Raw genomic sequence first — 5691 nt, 5'->3', positions numbered from 1 at the left:
TGGCCGCAGAAGTCGCGGACCACCGAGCAGCGCATGCTCTCGACGTAGGACTGGATCGCGTGGCCGATGTCGCCGGTCCGCGCGCCGGGCTTCACGGCCGCCAGGCCGCGCTCCAGGGCCTCGTAGGTGACGTCGACCAGCCGCTTGGCCCGCGGGGCTACGGGACCGACGCCGTACATCCGGCTCGTGTCGCCGTGCCAGCCGTCGACGATGACGGTGACGTCGATGTTGACGATGTCGCCCTCGCGCAGGATCCGCTCGCCGGGGATGCCGTGGCAGACGATGTGGTTGGGGCTGATGCAGGTGGTCTTGGTGTAGCCGCGGTAGCCCAGGCAGGCCGGGATCGCGCCGTGGTCGAGGATGAACTCGCGGGCGAGGTCGTCCAGCGCCTCGGTCAGCACGCCGGGGACCACGTGCGGCGTCAGCATGTCCAGGCACTCGGCGGCGAGCCGGCCCGCGCGGCGCATGCCCTCGAAGTCGTCGGGCGAATGGACCTTGATCTGGCCGGTGCGGTGTTCGCCGTCGAGGAGGTCGGTCATGGGGAAGCTCGGGGTCGGGAGGCTGGGGGCGCGCGGGCCGTAGCGCCCTATGTCGCAATCGCGGGACCGAAGTTCAACGCTTGCGACCGCGCGCCGCCGGTGGGGACGGCTCGAATCGTGTCAGCGTCCGGCGACTTGAAGGCTCTGCAGAGGCGCGCCCATGGCCGACGACCTGTCCGTTTCCGACCCCGTCGCCGAGCGTTTCGTCGAGGCCTTCGACGCCAACATCTGGCAGGACGCCGAGAGCGTCAGCGGGCCGGGCTCGACCCTGCGCTACACCGAGAGCCTGCGCGCCACCCTGATGCCGATGGTCCGGGCGCTGGGCTGCAAGTCGATGCTGGACGCCCCCTGCGGCGACTTCAACTGGATGAAGGCCTGCGACCTTACCGGCATCGACTACACCGGCGCGGACATCGTGCCGGCGATGATCGAGAAGCTGCAGGCGGAGCATCCGCAGCACCGCTTCCAAGTGGTCGACATCACCCGGGACCCGCTGCCCCGGGCCGACGTCGTGCTGGTCCGCGACGTGCTGTTCCACCTGTCGAACGTGGACATCGTGCGCGTGCTGGAGAACTTCCTGGCGTCGGGCAGCGACTGGCTGGCCACCTCGCACAGCTTCCAGGTTCAGGCGATGGCCGACGTGCCGACCGATCCCACGACCTTCCGGCCGGTGAACCTGATGACCCCGCCGTTCCTGTTCCCGCCCCCGGACCATGTGCTGAAGGACTATGCGCCGGGCTTCCAGCACCGCTGGCTGGGCATCTGGCCGCGGGCCAGCATCGCCTCGCGCTTCGCCCCCTGAGGCCCTCCTAGGCGATCGTCTTCCGCGGAAGCGGGCGGCTGAAGATCGGCTCGTCCACGGTGGAGGCGAGGCTTCCGCAGTCGGGCGCCTCGTCGAGCGGCTCGGCGCCGCCGACGCCCACGCTCATCGCCCGCCAGGCGCCGGTGTCGCCGTCCGGCTTCGGGAAGGGCATGACGCGCAGCGCCTCAGGGACCATGGCGTCGACGCGCGGGTCGCCGGACGGCTTCACCAGCACCACCTCGGCCAGCTTGGTGGGATCGGCGCCCCATCGGACGCAGAGGCCGACCGCGCCCCTGGGCGGGGCGGCGTCGGGCGCCGGGGCCTCCGCCGCGACGGCGAGGCCGGCGGCCGGGAACAGGATCAGGGCGGAAAGGGCGGCTGCCCGGAGCACACGCGTCATGTCGACCTCCGGCGGGGCAAACACTCTGGCGCGGGGGCCGATCCGGCGAACGCCGATCACAGAAGCGCGATGGGGCTCCCGATGCGGACGGCGGCCGGGGTGATCTCGCAGCCGTAGACCAGCACCTCGACGCCGGCCTCGCGCACCTCGGAGAGGGCCTGGGCGAACTTCGGGTCGCAGTCGGCGGCGGGGGCGAAGCGGTCGCAGTCGGTGCGCTGGACGACGAACAGGACCACGGCGCGGTCGCCCTCGGTCACGACCTGGGCCAGCTCGCGCAGGTGCTTCGTCGAGCGGGCGGCGACGCAGTCCGGGAATTCGGCGAGGCCCGGCTGGCGGCGGAGGTGGACGTTCTTCACCTCCAGCCAGGCGCGGGGGCGGTCGGGGTGCTCCAGCAGGAAGTCGACGCGGGAGTTGGTCCCGTAGCGGACCTCGCGGCGGTGGGTGGCGTAGCCGGTGAGCTGGGGAATCGCGTCGGCGGCGAGCGCCTCGGCGACCAGGCGGTTGGGGTGCAGGGTGTTGATGCCGACGAGGCCGCCGTCGGCCTCCACCAGCTCCAGGGTGTGGCGCAGCTTCCGCTTCGGGTCGTCGGAGGCGGAGAGGAAGCAGGGCAGGCCGGGCGTGTTCAGGCCCAGCATGGCGCCCGGGTTCGGGCAGTGGGCGGTGACCGGCGTCCCGTCCTCCAGCACCACGTCGGCGAAGAAGCGCTTGTAGCGGGCGACGAGCGTGCCGCGGAGCAGGGGGGCGGGGAAGTCCATGGGGAGCCTAGATAGGCGAAGGCGGTCTGCGCCTTAAGTCCCATGGCGGCGAGTTTGCCATGGCTTCGGACCAGCTCAAGGACGAGCGCGCAGCGCTCGCCGCGGCGCGGCGGCCCGGAGGGCCGTCCTTGACCTGCTCCGAAGCCATAGCTCCAATCCGACCATGCGGCTTAAGGGCTATCAGCATCCCGCAGGATGCTGTCCATAGCGGGGCTCATCTGGGGAGTGCGTATGTCTGACCGCGAGCGCCGCGTCACCGCGGGGGTGCTGATCATCGGGGACGAGATCCTTTCCGGGCGGACGCAGGACACCAACCTGCGCGACATCGCGCGCTACCTCGGCGTCCACGGGGTGGACCTGGCCGAGGCGCGGACGGTGCCGGACGTGCTGGAGGAGATCGTGGCGGCGCTGGACGCGCTGCGCCACCGCTACACCTACGTCATCACCACCGGCGGGATCGGCCCGACCCACGACGACATCACCGCCGACGCGGTGGCCGCGGCGTTCGGCGTGCCGCTGATCGAGCACCCCGAGATCATCGCCATGATGACCGCCCGCTGGGGCGACGAGCTGAACGCCGCGCGGCGGCGCATGGCCCGGGTGCCGGTGGGCGGGGCGCTGGTGAAGAACCCGGTGCAGGGGCCGCCGGGCTTCACCATCGGCAACGTCTTCGTCCTGGCCGGCGTGCCGCAGATCATGCGGGGCATGCTGGAGGACGTGGGGCCGAGGCTGGAGGGCGGCCGGCCGACGGTGTCGCGCACGGTGCGGGTGGAGGGCTCCGGGGAGGGCGCGATCGCCGCGCCGCTGGAGACGGTGGCGAAGGCCCATCCGGACCTGTCGCTGGGCAGCTATCCGTTCTTCACCCCGGAGGGCTACGGCTCCAACCTGGTGCTGCGCGGGCGCGACCCGGCGGTCCTGGAGGCGGTGGCGGGCGAGCTGATCGCCGTGTTGCGCGAGGCCGGAATCGAGCGGGCCTTCGAGGTGGAGGCGGCCTGAGCCCGCGGCCCATATGTGACCATCGGTTAATTTGTCCACGGAAGGGTGTTCGGCTAGGCTTCCGCCAAGATCGCCTCCGGGGAGCGTTTGGAATGATCTCGATGATGCTGGCGGCCGCCCTTCTGCTGGCCGACGCGGCCGCCCAGCCGGCCGCCGCGGAGCCGGCCGGCGCCGAGCAGGCGGGGAAGAAGGCCAAGGTCAACAAGGACGGCCTGGTCTGCAAGAACGAGCCGGTGCTGGGCTCTCGCATGAAGACCAAGGTCTGCATGACCGCCGAGCAGTGGGAAGAGCGCAAGGCGAGCGACCGCGAGAGCATCGAGCGCCAGCAGCGGATCAATCCGCCCAGCAACTGACGGGCGCGGCCCGCGATTCGGGCGTGCTGTCAAACGGCCTTCACAGCTGTGGATAAGTCTGTGCATCATCGGCGGCGCTGAAGGGCGTCCGCCAGCAGACGTCCGTGGCCGATGGGGGGGCGTGCGCGTGAAGACGCTTGCCGTGATGTCCCGCAAGGGTGGGGCCGGAAAGACGACCGTCGCGGTCAATCTCACCCTCGCGGCCAGGGCCGCCGGCGTGAAGGCGGTGCTCGCCGACGCCGATCCGCTGCGCAGCGCCTGCGAGGTGCTGCGCGAGCGGGAGGAGGCCGCCTCCCTGCTGTTCGAGACCGGCGCCGCCAAGCTGTTCGCGCTGACCGAGGCCTGCCGCCGGTCCGGCGCGGAGCTGCTGATCATCGACACGCCCGCGGCTCCCGAGGCCGACGTGGCCGAGGCGGTGAAGGTGGCCGACCTGTGCCTGGCCGTCTCGCGGCCGACCTACCTCGACCTCGCCGCGGCGGTGCGGTCGGTGGCGATCATCCAGCGGCTGGGCCGCGAAGGCGTGGTCGCGCTCAACCAGTGCGCCCCGCGGCGCAACGGGGTGGAGCCGCCGCAGGTGCTCAAGGCCTTCGAGGCGCTGAGGTTCGCAGGCCTGCCGGTGGCCGGCACGGCGCTGCGCTCGCGGGTGGTCTACCAGACCGCCTTCGCCCAGCGCCGCTCGGTGCTGGAGATCGAGGGCGCGGACCGGGCCTCCGACGAGGTGCGGGCGCTGTTCGCCGAGGTGTGGAAGCGGCTGTCCGGCGAGAAGCCGGCGCCGGTGCGGACCGCCAACGACGACCTCGGCCGCCCGTGGATGGCGGCGCGGCCCGCCGGCCTCACCTTCGTCCAGCCCCCGGCCTGACGACGGCGCCTAGCGCCGGTCCGCCAGGACCATGGCGGCGCCCTTCTCGGCGATCATCAGGGTGGGCGAGTTGGTGTTGCCGCTGACGATCCGGGGCATGGCGGAGGCGTCGATCACCCGCAGGCCGTCCACGCCGCGGACCCGCAGCCGGGCGTCGAGGACGGCCATGGGGTCGCCGTCCGGGCCCATGGCGGCGGTCCCGGCGGGGTGGAAGATGGTGGTGCCGATGTCGGCGGCGGCGGCGCGGAGCTGCTCGTCGGTGGCGAGATGGGCGCCCGGGCGGAACTCCTCGGGCCGGTACCTCGCCAGCGGGGCCTGGGCGGCGATGCGGCGGGCGAGCCTGAGCGCGTCGCAGGCGACCTCGCGGTCCTCCTCCGTCGAGAGGTAGTTGGGGGCGATGCGCGGCGGGGCCGCCGGGTCGGGGCCGGCCGCGTGGACGGAGCCGCGGCTGGAGGGCCTCAGGTTGCAGACCGAGGCCGTGAAGGCCCCGAACGGGTGCATGCCCTCGCCCCACCTGTCGAGCGACAGGGGCTGGAAGTGGAACTCGAGGTTGGCGGTGGCGTAGCGCGGCGAGCTCCTGGCGAACAGGCCGACCTGGGAGGGGGCCATGGTCAGCGGGCCGGTGCGGCGGACCGCGTACTCCAGGCCCATCAGCGCCCGCTTCACGAGGTTGGCGTATTCCGTGTTGAGGGTCTTCACGCCCGTGACCTTGAAGACGGGGCGGAGCTGCAGGTGGTCCTGCAGGTTCTCGCCGACGCCGGGCGCGTGGCGGACGGTCGCGACGCCGAGGTCGGCGAGGCGGGCGCCGTCGCCGACGCCGGAGAGCTCCAGGATCTTCGGGCTGCCGACCGCGCCGGAGGCCAGGATCACCTCACAGGCGGCGCGGGCCTCGAAGCGCTCGGTACCCTTGCGGAAGACGACGCCCGTGGCGCGGGCGCCCTCGAAGGTCACACGTTCCACCTCCACGCCGGTCTCCAGGCGCAGGTT

At 72.4% G+C, this 5691-nt stretch carries 8 protein-coding genes; 4 read left to right on the top strand and 4 right to left on the bottom strand.

Features of this window, described 5'->3' with window-relative positions; genetic code table 11:
* On the bottom strand, positions 1-539 hold a 539-nt coding region (map, locus tag V7Z97_RS18880; protein ID WP_334164988.1), incomplete at its 3' end, for a type I methionyl aminopeptidase.
* Positions 540-699: 160 nt separating this feature from the next.
* On the opposite strand from map, the gene V7Z97_RS18875 reads away from it, so the two are divergent.
* A complete protein-coding gene (locus V7Z97_RS18875; protein ID WP_334164987.1) occupies positions 700-1341 on the top strand; it encodes a class I SAM-dependent methyltransferase in 642 nt (213 codons plus the stop codon).
* Positions 1342-1348: 7 nt separating this feature from the next.
* Here V7Z97_RS18875 and V7Z97_RS18870 read toward each other — a convergent pair whose 3' ends face one another.
* Positions 1349-1741, bottom strand: a complete 393-nt coding sequence (locus V7Z97_RS18870) for a hypothetical protein (protein ID WP_334164986.1) — start codon at positions 1739-1741, stop codon at positions 1349-1351.
* Positions 1742-1797: 56 nt separating this feature from the next.
* The gene (gene sfsA, locus V7Z97_RS18865) at positions 1798-2496 is read right to left on the bottom strand and encodes a DNA/RNA nuclease SfsA (protein ID WP_334164985.1); all 699 of its coding nucleotides are present in this window, start codon (positions 2494-2496) and stop codon (positions 1798-1800) included.
* 231 nt (positions 2497-2727) lie between these two features.
* Between sfsA and V7Z97_RS18860 the strand changes: the two genes are divergently transcribed.
* The 3 genes from V7Z97_RS18860 (at position 2728) to V7Z97_RS18850 (ending at position 4704) form a co-directional block, all read left to right on the top strand.
* Positions 2728-3492, top strand: coding sequence for a competence/damage-inducible protein A (locus V7Z97_RS18860; protein ID WP_334164984.1), 765 nt, complete (start codon positions 2728-2730; stop codon positions 3490-3492).
* Between the two features lie 92 nt (positions 3493-3584).
* The gene (locus V7Z97_RS18855; RefSeq protein WP_334164983.1) at positions 3585-3845 is read left to right on the top strand and encodes a hypothetical protein; all 261 of its coding nucleotides are present in this window, start codon (positions 3585-3587) and stop codon (positions 3843-3845) included.
* A 127-nt stretch (positions 3846-3972) separates the two neighbouring features.
* Positions 3973-4704, top strand: a complete 732-nt coding sequence (locus tag V7Z97_RS18850) for a ParA family protein (protein ID WP_334164982.1) — start codon at positions 3973-3975, stop codon at positions 4702-4704.
* 9 nt (positions 4705-4713) lie between these two features.
* Here V7Z97_RS18850 and V7Z97_RS18845 read toward each other — a convergent pair.
* On the bottom strand, positions 4714-5691 hold a 978-nt coding region (locus V7Z97_RS18845), incomplete at its 5' end, for a GMC family oxidoreductase (protein ID WP_334164981.1).

It is taken from the genome of Phenylobacterium sp. (genome assembly GCF_036821595.1).
Classification (GTDB): Bacteria; Pseudomonadota; Alphaproteobacteria; order Caulobacterales; family Caulobacteraceae; genus Phenylobacterium.
This window is presented reverse-complemented; position numbering and strand designations above follow the sequence as displayed.

Coding starts and splice junctions, on each gene's coding strand:
- V7Z97_RS18875 (WP_334164987.1), top strand. CDS start 700: ATGGCCGACGACCTGTCCGTTTCCGACCCCGTCGCCGAGCGTTTCGTC.
- V7Z97_RS18870 (WP_334164986.1), bottom strand. CDS start 1,741: ATGACGCGTGTGCTCCGGGCAGCCGCCCTTTCCGCCCTGATCCTGTTC.
- sfsA (WP_334164985.1), bottom strand. CDS start 2,496: ATGGACTTCCCCGCCCCCCTGCTCCGCGGCACGCTCGTCGCCCGCTAC.
- V7Z97_RS18860 (WP_334164984.1), top strand. CDS start 2,728: ATGTCTGACCGCGAGCGCCGCGTCACCGCGGGGGTGCTGATCATCGGG.
- V7Z97_RS18855 (WP_334164983.1), top strand. CDS start 3,585: ATGATCTCGATGATGCTGGCGGCCGCCCTTCTGCTGGCCGACGCGGCC.